Annotated in this window: 13 protein-coding genes; all 13 read right to left on the bottom strand. The window is 33.1% G+C overall.

Annotated features, from left to right (window positions below):
• Positions 1-229 precede the first annotated feature (229 nt).
• The 13 genes from frr to sucC all read right to left on the bottom strand — a co-directional run bounded on the left by frr (position 230) and on the right by sucC (position 14526).
• Complete coding sequence (gene frr, locus Q4528_RS07200) at positions 230-784, bottom strand: ribosome recycling factor (RefSeq protein WP_017638376.1); 555 nt, start codon at positions 782-784, stop codon at positions 230-232.
• A 15-nt stretch (positions 785-799) separates the two neighbouring features.
• Positions 800-1522, bottom strand: a complete 723-nt coding sequence (gene pyrH / locus Q4528_RS07205) for a UMP kinase (protein WP_017638377.1) — start codon at positions 1520-1522, stop codon at positions 800-802.
• Between the two features lie 138 nt (positions 1523-1660).
• Positions 1661-2539 (bottom strand): translation elongation factor Ts, encoded by an 879-nt coding sequence (gene tsf, locus Q4528_RS07210; protein ID WP_017638378.1) that lies wholly within the window; start codon positions 2537-2539, stop codon positions 1661-1663.
• A 151-nt stretch (positions 2540-2690) separates the two neighbouring features.
• Complete coding sequence (gene rpsB / locus Q4528_RS07215; RefSeq protein WP_303521075.1) at positions 2691-3479, bottom strand: 30S ribosomal protein S2; 789 nt, start codon at positions 3477-3479, stop codon at positions 2691-2693.
• 293 nt (positions 3480-3772) lie between these two features.
• Positions 3773-4546, bottom strand: a complete 774-nt coding sequence (gene codY / locus Q4528_RS07220; RefSeq protein WP_017638380.1) for a GTP-sensing pleiotropic transcriptional regulator CodY — start codon at positions 4544-4546, stop codon at positions 3773-3775.
• A gap of 23 nt (positions 4547-4569) precedes the next feature.
• Positions 4570-5973 (bottom strand): ATP-dependent protease ATPase subunit HslU, encoded by a 1404-nt coding sequence (hslU, locus tag Q4528_RS07225; protein WP_017638381.1) that lies wholly within the window; start codon positions 5971-5973, stop codon positions 4570-4572.
• A 90-nt stretch (positions 5974-6063) separates the two neighbouring features.
• Positions 6064-6606, bottom strand: a complete 543-nt coding sequence (gene hslV / locus Q4528_RS07230; RefSeq protein ID WP_017638382.1) for an ATP-dependent protease subunit HslV — start codon at positions 6604-6606, stop codon at positions 6064-6066.
• A 3-nt stretch (positions 6607-6609) separates the two neighbouring features.
• Positions 6610-7500 (bottom strand): tyrosine recombinase XerC, encoded by an 891-nt coding sequence (gene xerC / locus Q4528_RS07235; protein WP_017638383.1) that lies wholly within the window; start codon positions 7498-7500, stop codon positions 6610-6612.
• A gap of 165 nt (positions 7501-7665) precedes the next feature.
• Positions 7666-8973, bottom strand: a complete 1308-nt coding sequence (gene trmFO / locus Q4528_RS07240; RefSeq protein ID WP_124760185.1) for an FADH(2)-oxidizing methylenetetrahydrofolate--tRNA-(uracil(54)-C(5))-methyltransferase TrmFO — start codon at positions 8971-8973, stop codon at positions 7666-7668.
• 112 nt (positions 8974-9085) lie between these two features.
• On the bottom strand, positions 9086-11161 hold the full coding sequence (gene topA / locus Q4528_RS07245) for a type I DNA topoisomerase (protein WP_026083538.1): 2076 nt from the start codon (positions 11159-11161) through the stop codon (positions 9086-9088).
• Between the two features lie 177 nt (positions 11162-11338).
• On the bottom strand, positions 11339-12208 hold the full coding sequence (gene dprA, locus Q4528_RS07250) for a DNA-processing protein DprA (protein WP_017638386.1): 870 nt from the start codon (positions 12206-12208) through the stop codon (positions 11339-11341).
• Positions 12209-12432: 224 nt separating this feature from the next.
• Positions 12433-13338, bottom strand: coding sequence for a succinate--CoA ligase subunit alpha (gene sucD, locus Q4528_RS07255; RefSeq protein WP_017638387.1), 906 nt, complete (start codon positions 13336-13338; stop codon positions 12433-12435).
• A gap of 21 nt (positions 13339-13359) precedes the next feature.
• Positions 13360-14526: an ADP-forming succinate--CoA ligase subunit beta gene (gene sucC, locus Q4528_RS07260; RefSeq protein WP_017638388.1), complete on the bottom strand. Its 1167-nt coding sequence runs from the start codon at positions 14524-14526 to the stop codon at positions 13360-13362.
• Positions 14527-14609 lie beyond the last annotated feature (83 nt).

Consider the following 14609-nt stretch of genomic DNA (forward strand, 5'->3'; position numbering starts at 1 on the left):
GTCTTTCCTCCGAGCCTGATCATCTCTGTAATATAGTATAGGTTGTTTAAACAATCATCTACCATTTTATCATACTCATTTATAGCATTGAATAAGCAAATAAAAAAACTGTACCAAAGTCTTACTTGGTACAGTTTAGACTAGAATGAAAATAGCATCATTTTGTCTTTCAATTTCATCTCCAGATGTATTGTATCTGGCAAGATGAAACTATCGCATTAAAGTTTAATTACACTGACATAATGTCTTTTTCTTTATCATCTACTAATTGATCAATTTCTTTAATTGAATTATCAGTAGCTTTTTGAACATCGTCTGTTTGACTTCTTAAATCGTCTTCAGTAATGTCACCATTTTTTTCATCTTTTTTGATTTGGTCGTTTACGTCACGACGGATGTTTCTTATAGAAACTTTTGCGTCTTCACCGATTTTTTTAACTTCTTTAACTAATTCTTTACGACGTTCTTCAGTTAAAGCAGGTACAGAAATACGAATTACTTCACCGTCACTAGTTGGATTAACACCAAGGTTAGCAGCGTTTATAGCTTTTTCGATATCAGCAACAGATGATTTATCATATGGTGAAATAACAAGTAATCTTGCTTCAGGAACATTAATACTTGCTAATTGTTGCACTGGCGTTGGTGCACCATAGTAATCTACATTTACACCATTTAATAAATTAGAATTGGCTCTTCCTGCACTAATATTAGCTAATTCTTTAGATAAACTATCGATTGATTTTTGCATTCTTGATTTAGTATCTTTAATAATGTCACTCATTTTTTACACCTCGTATTATTTTGTAATTAATGTACCAATTTTATCGCCCATAACAGCACGTTTAATGTTGCCTTCTTCCATAATTGAGAACACATTTAATGGAATATTATTATCCATACAGAATGATGATGCTGTTGAGTCCATAACTTGTAATCCTTCTTGTAACATTTGAATATGTGTTAAATGTTCATATTTAACTGCATTTTTATCTACTTTAGGGTCAGCTGAATATACGCCATCAACATTATTTTTACCCATTAAAATGACATCAGCTTCGACTTCAGCTGCACGTAAAGCTGCTGTAGTATCCGTAGAGAAATAAGGATTTCCAATTCCAGCCGCAAAGATAACAACACGTTTCTTCTCTAAGTGACGAATAGCACGACGACGAATATATGGTTCTGCAACTTGTTTCATTTCGATTGAAGTTAATACTCGAGTATCGCAATCTAATTGTTCAAGGCTATCTTGTAAAGCTAAAGCGTTCATAACTGTAGCTAACATGCCCATATAGTCAGCAGTACCGCGATCCATACCTAAATCGCTTCCTGTTTTACCTCTCCAAATATTACCGCCACCAACGATGACAGCAATTTCACAATCCATTTTTGCTACTTCAGCAACTTGTTTAGCTACACTTTTAATGATCATTGGATTTATACCAAAACCTTTGTCACCTGCAAGTGCTTCACCACTAAGTTTTAAGACTACACGTTTATATTTTGAAGTTTGAGCCATTTTCTTATCCTCTCTATAGTAGAAATATGTAAAAGTATATAAGTAAAGAAGACACGGATGTCTTCTCTAAAGCAAAGTATCTACTTCACTTTGAGAAAACCTTTCAGGTGTCTTCTTTCTTGTTAACAATATGACTAATTATTTCATTTGTCCTTTAACTTCATCTGCGAAGTTTTCTTCACGTTTTTCCATACCTTCGCCTACTTCATAACGTACGAAGTCAACAAGTTTACCACCTTTAGATTTTAAGAAAGCTTCAACTGTTTCGTCTGGGTTTTTAACGAAGTTTTGGTCAACAGCACAAATTTCTTGTAAATATTTACGTAAACGACCTTCAACCATTTTTTCAACGATGTTTTCTGGTTTACCTTCGTTTAATGCTTGTTGTTTAAGTACTTCTTTTTCATGGCTAATTTCATCTTCGCTTACTTGATCAGATGAAACGTATTTAGGGTTGATTGCAGCGATATGCATAGCAACATCTTTAGCTGCTTCTTCGTCAGTAGTACCTTCAACAACTGTTAATACACCGATACGTCCACCCATGTGTAAATAAGCACCAAAAGCATCGTTATCAGTTTTAGTTCTAACTGAGAAACGACGGATACTTAATTTTTCTCCAATTGTAGAAATAGCTTCTTTCATTTTTTCGTCAACAGTTTTACCGTCTTCAAATTTAGTTTCCATTAATGCATCAACTGATTCTGCTTTAGTAGCAAGAACTTGGTTAGCAATTTCTTTAACTAAATTTTGGAAACCTTCGTTACGAGCAACGAAGTCTGTTTCTGAGTTGATTTCAACGATAGCTGCTTCGTTACCATTGATTTCAACATGTACAAGACCTTCTGCAGCGATACGATCAGCTTTTTTAGCTGCTTTAGCAATACCTTTTTCACGTAAGTAGTCGATCGCTTTATCCATATCACCATCAGTTTCAGTTAGCGCTTTTTTACAGTCCATCATACCAGCGCCAGTTTTTTCACGTAATTCTTTTACAAGTTTAGCTGAAATTGCCATTAATTATTCCTCCAGTATATATAATTCTATTATAGATATATCTAAATTCTACCATTATTGTTAGTAAAATTTCCAATACTCTATACTTTATTTTTATTTTTTAAAAAAAGGTGATAAGCATTAGTATCTTATCACCCATTTAAACTATAACTTAGTTTGATTCAACAGAAGTGTTTTCTTCAGTTGTTTCTGCTTTGTCAGATTCTTCTTTATCATCTAAATTGATGTTTTGTTCTGCAGCTACTTCTTCGTTTGATACACCTTGTTGACCTTCTAAAACAGCGTCTGCCATTTTACCAGTTAATAATTTAACGGCACGGATAGCATCGTCGTTTGCTGGGATTACATAATCAATTTCATCTGGGTCACAGTTAGTGTCAACAATACCCACGATTGGAATATTTAATTTACGTGCTTCAGCAATTGCGTTGCGCTCTTTACGAGGATCAACTACGAATAATGCTTGAGGCATAGTTTTCATATCACGAATACCGCCTAAGAATTTAATTAAACGGTCGTATTCTTTTTTAAGTTCAACAACTTCTTTTTTAGGTAATACTTCGAATAATCCGTCTTCTTCCATTTTTTCAATTTCAGAAATACGTTTGATTCGTTTTGAGATTGTTTTGTAGTTAGTTAAGATTCCACCTAACCATCTTTGGTTAACGTAGAATTGTCCAGCACGTTCTGCTTCAGCTTTAACTGATTCTTGTGCTTGTTTTTTAGTACCTACTAATAAGACTTTACCGCCATCTTCAGATACTTGTTTAATAAAGTTGTATGCTTCTTCAACTTTTTTCACTGTTTTTTGTAAGTCAATGATATAAATACCATTTCTTTCAGTGAAGATATATTTTTTCATTTTTGGGTTCCAACGACGTGTTTGGTGGCCGAAGTGAACACCAGCTTCTAACAATTGTTTCATTGATATAACTGCCATTATAAATTCCTCCTATTGGTTAATTACCTCCATAACAAACTCATATAAAGACAATAATTAAATATTGCACCCTCTATATTTACATTTATTATGTGCGTATTGGCTTCATAGCCGAAAATAAATATATCATAATTTGATGTTTAATGCAATGGCTTTCTACTGATTAGTTGAATGTAATTGAGCAACTTTTAATCTCTTAATTAATGTTAAAATCACAATCAAAAAACAACTGAGTAGATAACATAAAAAAGGTTCAGGTATAAAAGTACACTACCCAAACCTAAATTGATTTATTATTTATTTCGCTCTAATTCGTCTAAGAATTTTTCTTTTTTAACTTTTATAAATGTACCCTTCATACCTAGTGAACGTGACTCAATAACACCAGCACTTTCAAGTTTACGTAAAGCATTAACAATTACTGAACGAGTAATACCAACTCTATCAGCTACTTTAGATGCGATTAGTAATCCTTCGTTACCACCTAATTCATCAAAGATGTGTTCAATAGCTTCTTTTTCAGAATATGATAATGAATTAATCGCCATAGTAATTGAAGCTTTATCGCGTGCTTCTTTTTCTACTTCATTGTGTTTTTCACGTAAAATTTCCATTCCGATAACAGTAGCTGCATATTCACCTAAAACTAAATCGTTTTCGTTGAAATCGTCTTGTACTCTTCCTAAAACTAAGGTACCTAATCTTTCTCCTCCACCTAGTATAGGGAAAATAGTTGTTTTACTATTAATAAATACTTCTCTATTTTCTGGAGGGAATACAGTTAAAACATTATCAATATCAATATTTGATTGTGTTTCTTTTACGTCCATTAATTGATCAGTGTATTCTGCAGGGATGTGTCTATCTTCAAGCATGTGAATGATACGATCACTTTTAAGTAATTCGTTTAAACTTGATCCTAAAATTTTACCTCTTCTCGACACGATGAATACATTTGTAACTGTAACGCTACTAATTGTTTGGGCTACGTCCTTAAAATCTACTGCGATGCCTTTGTGTTTCTGTAATAAAGTGTTTAACTCTCTTGTTTTAGATAATAAGCTCATAATTTTTCTCCTTCTTTGTATATTTATAGAATAAATGCACTTAAATCTTTATTTGTTGAGATTGATTTTAATTTATCGTCTACATATTGCGGTGTAATATCAACTACAGCATTTGGCATGCTTGGTGCCTCAAATGATAAATCCTCTAACATTTTTTCTAATATTGTGTGTAATCTACGAGCACCAATATTATCTGTATCTTGGTTAACTTGATATGCGATTTCAGCTAATCGAGTAATAGCTTCGTCAGAGAAATTAACAGTTACTTCTTCTGTTTCAAGTAATGCTTCATATTGTTTAACTAGTGATAATTTAGGTTCTTTAAGAATTCTTACGAAGTCTTCGACTGATAGACTATCAAGTTCTACTCTAATTGGGAATCTACCTTGAAGTTCTGGAATTAAATCACTAGGCTTAGAAACATGGAATGCACCAGCGCCAATAAATAGCATGTGTTCAGTATTTACAGTACCATATTTAGTTTGAATCATGCTACCTTCAAGGATTGGTAAGATATCTCTTTGGACACCTTGTCTTGAAACATCTTGTCCGCTATTTTGATTATTTGTTGCCACTTTATCAATTTCATCAATAAAGATAATACCCATTTGTTCTGCTAATTCTAATGCTTCTTGGTTTGCAGTTTCTTGATCAATTAACTCATCAGCAAAATCATCTGCTAATATTTTACGTGCTGTTTTAACTGGTACTTCACGTTCAACTTTCTTCTTAGGCATAAGTTGATTCATCATATCTTGCATTTGTTGATTTTGATTCGTTCCTAACATGCCTAATGCACCAGGATCTTGTTCAACTTTAATACGTACTTTTTCTTCTTCTAACTTACCTTCTTGAAGTTGTTGTTTGATTTCAGAACGTTTTGTTTTAATCTCTTCTGTTGGTGGTTCTTCCTCTTCTTCATTGTTCTGATTAAAATTAGGAATAGCACCACCAAAAAGTGATTCTAACGGATTGTTTCCTTGAGAAGCTTTTTTCTTCATACTTGGAACTAACAATTTAACTAGTTTGTCATTGGCTTTTTGAGTTGCTTCATCTTTAACCAATTCTTTCTTTTCATCTTTGACTAAACGAACGGATACATCTACTAAGTCTCTTACCATGCTTTCTACGTCTCGTCCTACATAACCTACTTCAGTAAATTTAGTTGCCTCTACTTTAATGAATGGCGCACCAACTATTTTAGCCATTCTACGAGCTATTTCAGTTTTACCAACACCTGTTGGTCCAATCATTAAAATATTTTTAGGTGCAATTTCTTGTTTAGATTCTTCATCTAATAAACTTCTTCTGTATCTATTTCGTAGAGCAATGGCTACTTTTCTCTTTGCATCATCTTGCCCGACAATATATTCATTTAATCGAGATACAATATCTTTCGGTGTTAATTTAATACCATTTGTATCCATAAATGCTTTACCTCCATATATCATAAATTACTTGAAATTAGTGTTATTTAATTTATATACAAATCAATTTGCTCGAATGATTAAATATATTTATAATGTTTCAACTATAATATTATCATTTGTGAATACACAAATGTCAGATGCAACCTTCAAACTTTCATATGCCATTTCTTCAGCAGACATATGAGTTGCATGTCTCTTAAGTGCTCTACCTGCACTTAATGCGTAATTCCCACCTGAACCAATGGCGATTAAATCATCATCAGGTGCTATAACTTCTCCTGTACCACTTACAACTAAAATAGCATCTTTATCCATAACAATTAGCATTGCCTCAAGTTGACGTAGTTGTTTATCTCCTCGCCATTCTTGCGCAAGTTCAACAGCAGCTCTTTCAAGATTTCCGCTAAATTGTTGTAATTTAGTTTCGAATTTTTCAAAAAGTGTAAATGCATCGGCAACACTACCTGCAAAGCCTGCAAGCACTTTACCATCATATAAACGTCTCACTTTTCTAGCTGTTTGTTTCATAATGACTTGTTGGCCTAATGTGACCTGTCCATCTCCTGCCATTGCAGCACCGCCATTATGTCTAACAGCATATATCGTTGTTGCATGTAATGAATTATCCATAAATCATTCTCCTTTTTTTGCTCGAGGGTGTGCATTGAGATAAACTTTTCTCAATTGTTGATTCGATACGTGCGTATATTTACCAGTTGTTGATAAATTAACGTGACCTAATAAAGATTGTACTGTTCTTAAATCAGCGCCTTGATTAAGTAGATGAGTTGCAAACGTGTGTCTTAACTTATGCGGATGAATATTTGTAACACCTGACGTACGTTTGACCACATCATTAAGTACATATCTTACGCCTCTTTCTGTAATAGGCTGACCCTGCATATTAACGATTAAATAATCATGATCAACATTTTTTAAAGGTTTGAATTCCTCTAAATACCGTTCGATACTTTGTTTACAAAATTCTCCAAAAGGTATAAATCTTTCTTTATTACCTTTACCTAATACTTTGACACCAGGTAAATTCATATCTAAGTCATTTCTTTTTATATTCACTAACTCAGAAACGCGAATTCCCGTGGCATATAGTAATTCAAGTATGAGTTTATCTCTCATGCCCTTTTTATTGTCAGTATCAACTGTTTTAAATAATGCTTCCATCTCTTCTTCATAAAAAAATTGAGGAAGATATTGTTCTTTCTTGGGATGAACAAGTTGAACAAAAGGATTAACGACCGTCTCATCTTGCGTCATCCAATATTCATAAAAAGTACGTAACGTAGAAATTTTACGTGAAACTGTAGTTCTTTTCAAATTTTTCGAATATAAAAAACTTAAATAATTTCTTGCATCTTTATATTCAAAATCATTTAAATCTAAACACTCTTGATCTAAAAAGTGATTAAATTGCACTATATCGTCATGATAAGACTTTAGTGTATGATCTGAAAAATTCCGTTCAACTTTTAACATATAGAGAAACGCTTTTTGAATATCATTCAATAAATTTCGCCTCCATCATATTGAATTGTAGCATATTCATGGTAGGGCTTACAGTGATTTGATATTCAATTCAAAATCTTTCGAGAATTGTAACACTATATCTTTATAAGCAGTAACCAACAAAAAACTAGATAGCATTTGCCACCTAGTTCATGTACTTGAAAATTATAAAGTTTTTTTATAATTCTCAAGATATTCTAAAGCACGATTCGCTTGAGTTTCATATCTTTCTTTTTTATCTTTAATACGTTTTTCTAATGATGGTAATAATCCAAAATTAGCGTTCATCGGTTGGAAGTTCTTTTCATTCTTGGCATGAGAAATGTAATATGCCATACTACCAATCATTGTTTCTCTTGGGAAAATGACTTCACCTTTATTTAATAATTTATGTGCCAAGTTAATACCTGAGACTAAACCACTTGCAGCACTTTCAACATATCCTTCTACACCTGTCATTTGACCAGCAAAGTAAATGTTGTCATGTCCAATTAATTCATATTTTTCATTTAAAACATCTGGAGAGTTGATAAATGTGTTTCTGTGCATCACACCGTATCTAACGATATCTACGTTTTCTAAACCAGGAATTAACTTAATAACTTCTTTTTGTGCTCCCCATTTTAAATGTGTTTGGAATCCAACAATATTGTAAAGTGTGCCAGCAGCATCATCTTGTCTTAATTGCACTACTGCGAACGGTCTTTTTCCTGTTTTAGGATCTTCTAATCCAACAGGTTTCATTGGTCCAAATAACAACGTTTTACGACCACGTTCTGCCATAACTTCAAATGGCATACAACCTTCAAAGTATTTTTCTTTTTCAAATTCATTTACAGGAGCTACTTCCGCTTCTAAAACAGCGTTATAAAAACGATCAAACTCTTCTTCAGTCATAGGACAATTTAGATAAGCAGCCTCACCTTTGTCATATCTTGATTTTAAATATACTTTATCCATATCTATACTATCTTTTTCAATGATAGGTGCTGCAGCATCATAGAAATATAGTTGGTCTTTACCAGTAATGTCTACGATTTCTTTAGCTAAGTTTTCAGTTGTAAGTGGTCCAGTAGCTATTATTGTATAACCCTCTGGAATACTATGCACTTCTTGATTTAGCACTGTTACATTAGGATGATTTCTAAGTGTATCTGTAATATAACCTGCAAAATCATGTCTATCTACTGCAAGTGCACCACCAGCTGGAACTCTTGCTTTATCTGCTGCTTGAATAATAAGTGAATCCAAGCGTCGCATTTCTTCTTTTAAAACACCTACAGCATTTGTAAGTGCATTACCTCTTAACGAGTTTGAACATACAAGTTCAGCAAATTTGTCAGTGTGATGTGCAGGTGTCTGCTTAACTGGACGCATTTCTATTAAATTTACTTTAATTCCTCTTTCTGCTAATTGGTAGGCAGCTTCAGAACCAGCTAAACCTGCACCAACTACATTGACTGTTTCTGTCATGTTATTGCCTCCTGCTATTCTCATTTATATAAAATTCTAACGAGTAATTTTATTAATAAAACTATAAAAATAGCTCTCGCAATGTAATGCGTAGCTATTTTTATATAGATATCTATTTTTGTACTTCTTCTTTATAATCACAATTTGAACAAGTTACTTGGCTGCTTCTGCCTTTTTTCTTTTCAACTAAGTAATGATTACATTTTGGACAGTCTCTACCGATTGGTTTATCCCATGAAATAAATTCGCATTCTGGATAATTTGAACAACCATAGAAAATTCTGTTCTTCTTAGATTTACGTTCTACAACATCGCCATCTTTACAAGTTGGGCATTTCACGCCAATTGTTTTAACGATGGCTTTCGTATTACGACAATCTGGAAAATTAGAGCAAGCCATAAATTTACCGTAGCGACCCATTTTGATAACCATCGGAGAGCCACATACTTCACAATCTTCACCTGCAGGTTCGTCTTTGATTTCTATTTTTTCCATTTCTTCTTCGGCACGTTCAACGTCCTGTTTGAAACTATTATAAAAATCTCCAACTACTTTTCTCCAATTTGTGTCGCCTTCAGCGATTTTATCAAGAAGTGTTTCCATATTTACAGTAAATTCAACGTCAATGATTTCAGGGAAGTATTCTTTAACTTGTTCATAAACAATTTCCCCTAATTCAGTTGGCATGAATCGTTTACTATCTAATTTGACGTAATTACGTTTTTGAATTGTGTCAATTGTTGGTGCATAAGTTGATGGTCGACCAATTTTTAATTCTTCTAATGTTTTAACTAGTCTAGCCTCTGTAAATCTTGGTGGTGGTTGAGTAAAGTGTTGTGCAGGTTCAATTTGAGTGGCAGTTACTTTATCTCCCTGTTCTAATTTAGGTAATTTATTTTCTTTTTCACTATCTTGGTCATCTTTAGTTTCAACATATAATGTCATGAAACCTTTAAACTTAATTGTTTGACCATTAGCTCTAAATTTAATGTCATTTTGTGTTACATCTAAAGCGATAGTATCTAAAATTGCTGGAGCCATTTGACTTGCAACAAAACGTTCCCAAATCAATTTATATAAACGATGTTGATCACGAGTTAAGAATGGTTTCATATCATCAGGTGTTCTTAAAGTACTTGATGGTCTGATAGCTTCATGGGCATCTTGATCCCCTTGTTTACCAGTTGCTTTTCTTTTAGAAACATATTCGTTTCCGTATTTATCAATTATATAATTTTTAGCTTCAGACTTTGCTTGGTCTGAGATACGAGTTGAATCGGTACGCATATATGTTATTAGACCAACTGTACCTTGTTTCTTTAAATCAATACCTTCATAAAGCTGTTGTGCAACCATCATTGTTTTACGAGCTTTAAAATTGAGTTTACGCGCTGCCTCTTGTTGTAATGTTGATGTTGTAAATGGATTAGCTGGATTACGTGTTTTTTCTTTCTTATTCACGTTAGTGATTTCAAATTCGTCACCATCTAATGCAGCAGTGATTTTTTCAACATCATCTTTTTTATTTAGTTTATAAGGTTTGTTTTTATAATGAAGAAATTTAGCTGTGAATTTAGATTTTTTATATCTAAATTCTCCTTCTATTGTCCAATATTCTTCAGGTTTGAAGTTTCTAATTTCATTTTCTCTATCAATAACAAGTTTCAATGCTACAGATTGTACACGTCCTGCAGATAGACCTTTTTTAACTTTCTTCCATAATACAGGAGAAATATTATAACCAACTAATCTATCAAGTATACGACGTGCTTGTTGCGCATCAACTAGATCCATCTCAATACCTCTTGGGTGTTTGAAACTATCTTTTACAGCATCTTTTGTTATTTCATTAAATACTACTCTGTTTTCTTTTGAATCTTCTAATTCTAATATTTTTGATAAATGCCAAGCAATTGCTTCACCTTCGCGGTCAGGGTCACTAGCCAGGAAAACTTTTTTAGCTTTCTTAGCATGTTTCTTTAATTCTTTAACTACGGGACCTTTACCACGTATTGTTATATATTTGGGTTCATAGTTATCTTCAGTGTCCACGCCCATTTGACTTCTAGGTAAATCACGAACGTGTCCCATTGAAGCGATAACTTTATATCTTTTTCCTAAATACTTTTCAATGGTTTTAGCTTTTGCAGGCGATTCAACTATGACTAAATTATCTGCCAAAGTGATTTCCCCCTTGCTAATCTAATTACTAAAGATAAATGATAAACGGTCAATTTTGTTTTTGTCAATGTTTTAATATTTTATGACGCATTTTGTTATATTTTTTAATTAACTATTTGTCTTTTTCTTTAATGATTTTAATCCATTTTATTACAGTCTAATTGCTTAATATACACTATATTCTTAAATTGAATAGTCTTGTAAGATATCATGTTCATTCACAACAATCGTTGCGCCTTCTTGATGCAATAATAAATTCCCTTTTGTTGAGGTATCAAATATTTTTCCTGGTAATACATAGACATTTCGATTTTGTTCAAGTGCACAATCTATAGTAATACGACTTCCACTTCTTTCATTAGCTTCTGTTAATAAAACACCTTTTGATAAACCACTAATCAATCTGTTCCTTGCAGGAAATTTATATTTCGCTATTGGAGAAAATGGTGGATATTCGCTAATAACAATACCTTGTTCTTCAATTTTCTTTCTAAGTGAAAAAGTAGATTTTGGATAATGATGTGTATGTCCATAACCTAATACAGCAATTGTAGGCAAATAGGCATTCAATGCTTGTTGATGTGCCTCACTATCTGCTCCTGCAGCAAGACCAGATACAATTGTAAGTTGAGCCCTTTTAAATGAAGGAAAAAGATAATTAAGTGCTTGGCTTGTATAGTTTGTACACTTTCTAGCACCAACTATAGCTAAAGTTTTATCGTTTTTTAAAATGTCTTTATTACCCTTATAAAATAAGACAAAAGGATAATCATATATTTCTTTTAATAAATAGGGATAATCTTTATCAAAATAGGTGATATAGTTGATATCTAATTGTCGAAGAACTTTCATAATTTCATTATATTGAAATTGTTTGTAGTCAAGGAACTTAGGCAATAATCGTGGCTGGTATTGAGTAATCCAACAATGTAATAACGATTCTTGTTCATAATCATTAACATGAAAGAGCTGTGGATAATATTGGTTGAGTTGATGTATTTGTGAAGTAGTAAACTGAGCCCAGTATAATTTAAGTAAAAAATGTTTGTTCAAAATCATTGCTCCTTTAATTAAATTATACACAGAAACAACTTGCTTTTGTGTTACAGTTCATAAACATATAAATGGAAAATGTAATTCAATTTTAAGAAGTAAAATGATAACGTGACATTTCATTTTCAAGCTATATTGTGGCTGTATATTTCTATATAAATAACGACACACAAATAAAAAGCTTAGATGCCTTTAAAGCACCTAAGCTAGTTAATCAATTAAAATTATTTAATAGTTAATAATTCTTCGTAAATGCCTGCTTCTTTTGCTGCTTCGATTAAAGTTGTACCGATTTCTGAAGGTGTATCTGCAGTGTGTACACCACAGCTGTTAAGTGTTTTAATTTTTTCTTCAGCAGTACCTTTACCACCAGAAATAATCGCACCAGCATGGCCCATACGTTTTCCTGGAGGTGCTGTTTGACCACCAATGAATCCAACTACAGGTTTATCCATATTTTCTTTAATCCATTGAGCTGCTTCTTCTTCAGCTGTACCACCGATTTCACCAATCATTACTACAGCTTTAGTTTCAGGATCTTCATTGAAAGCTTTTAAAACATCGATGAAGTTAGTACCGTTAACTGGGTCGCCGCCAATACCTACAGCAGTTGTTTGACCAATACCTTCTTCAGTTAATTGGTGAACTGCTTCATAAGTTAATGTACCTGAACGAGATACAACACCTACGTGACCTTTTTTGTGAATGTAACCTGGCATAATACCAATTTTACATTCATCCGCTGTAATTACTCCTGGACAGTTTGGTCCTACTAAACGTGTTTTTCTACCTTGTAAATAACGTTTAACTTTAACCATGTCTACAACAGGAATATGTTCAGTAATACAAATCACCATATCTAAATCAGCATCTGCTGCTTCTAAAATTGAATCTGCAGCAAATGGTGCTGGAACGTATACTACTGATACGTTTGCTCCAGTTTCTTGTTTAGCTTCTTCAACAGTATTGAATACTGGAACACCTTCTACTACTTGTCCACCTTTACCAGGTGTTACCCCTGCGACAATTTGTGTTCCATAATCTAACATTTGTTTCGTATGGAAAAGGGCAGTAGACCCTGTAATACCTTGTACCATTACTTTTGTATTTTTATCTATAAATACACTCATCTTAGTGTTCCCATCCTTTCCTTATGATTCTTTAACAAGTTTAACAATTTTTTGAGCGCCGTCAGCCATAGTTGATGCCGGCTCAATTGCTAAACCTGAATCATTTAAGATTTCTTTACCGCGTTCTACGTTAGTACCTTCTAATCGTACTACAAGTGGTAAAGTTAACTCTACTTCTTTAACTGCTGCAACGATACCTTCAGCGATAACATCACATTTCATAATTCCACCGAAGATATTTACAAAAATACCTTTAACATTTTCGTCACCTAAAATGATTTTGAATGCTTCAGTAACTTTTTCTTTAGTAGCGCCACCACCACAGTCTAAGAAGTTAGCTGGATTTCCACCAAAATGATTGATTGTATCCATAGTAGCCATGGCAAGTCCTGCACCATTAACCATACAACCAATATCACCATCTAATGCAATATATGATAAATCATATTTAGATGCTTCGATTTCTTTTGGATCTTCTTCTTCTAAATCTCTTAATTCCATAATGTCTTTATGTCTGAATAAAGCATTGTCATCGAAGTTTAATTTAGCATCTAATGCTAAAACTTCACCGTCACCAGTTGTTACTAGTGGGTTAATTTCAACGATTGAACAATCTTTTTCAATAAATACATTGTAAAGTGACATTAAAAATTTAGCAGCTTTACCAATTGATTCTTTAGGAATATTGATATTGAAAGCAATTCTACGTGCTTGATAAGGTGATAATCCTACAACAGGATCAATTGTTTCTTTAAAGATTTTTTCAGGAGTTTTAGCAGCTACTTCTTCAATTTCAGTACCGCCTTCTTCTGATGCCATTAAAGTAACACTATCAGTAGCACGATCAATTACAAATCCTACATAATATTCTTTTTGAATGTCGCAACCTTGTTCGATATATAAGCGTTTAACTTCTTTACCTTCAGGTCCTGTTTGATGTGTAACTAATTGTTTACCTAATAATTCATTAGCGTAAGTTTCAACTTCAGATAGTGATTTAGCAATTTTTACACCGCCTGCTTTACCTCTACCCCCAGCGTGTATTTGTGCTTTAACCACGTATACATCTGAATCTAATTCTTTCGCTTTTTCCACCGCTTCTTCAGCAGTAAATGCTACTCGTCCTTCTGGAACGGCTACGCCCATTGAACGAAATATTTCTTTACCTTGATACTCGTGGATATTCATCTTCCATCCTCCTGTTTCTTAGGTTAAGTTCCTTTTCAATTATAAAAAATGAAAGCGTTATTGTAAACTGATACCACTCTTTT

This window comes from Staphylococcus pasteuri (assembly GCF_030547725.1).
GTDB lineage: Bacteria > Bacillota > Bacilli > Staphylococcales > Staphylococcaceae > Staphylococcus > Staphylococcus pasteuri.